Origin of the sequence: Porphyromonas sp. COT-108 OH1349 (assembly GCF_000768755.1) — a bacterium.
GTDB lineage: Bacteria > Bacteroidota > Bacteroidia > Bacteroidales > Porphyromonadaceae > Porphyromonas_A > Porphyromonas_A canoris.
Window position 1 is genome coordinate 1 of the sequence record NZ_JRAH01000026.1, and the last position, 446, is coordinate 446.

A 446-nucleotide genomic window follows, 5' to 3' on the forward strand; every position below is an offset into this window, starting at 1 on the left:
TCGACTTGCATGTGTTAAGCCTATCGCTAGCGTTCATCCTGAGCCAGGATCAAACTCTTCTTTGTCATTTTGTTTCTATTTATTCCTATGCTCAGTATTACTTCCTTCTATTTATATAATCAGGTAATTGACAGGGTCACTATATCCATTTATAATGGAGTGTCCCTTGTACTACTTGTTGTATATTGTCCAATACGTCTATGATCTCTACTCGGTTACAAACAGGCATTCCCCGTTCGTGGGTGCAAAGTTACAACAATATTTCGATTAAACAACACCCAGAGAAAATTTATACGGCAAAATCTAAGAAAAATATTCTCTTTATTTTCTCAAAGCCGGCAAACCTATAAAAACAAAGGAGAGAGCCATGTTCCTGTTACGGTTCATGTCTCTCTCCTTCTCTATATAAGTGGCGGCTACCTACTCTCCCATTTGCATAGTACCAT

Annotated in this window: 1 rRNA gene; it reads right to left on the reverse strand. The window is 38.1% G+C overall.

The annotated features are described in order from the left end of the window. A 16S ribosomal RNA gene (locus JT26_RS06565) occupies positions 1 to 65 on the reverse strand; the annotation flags it as partial. Positions 66 to 446: the final 381 nt, after the last annotated feature.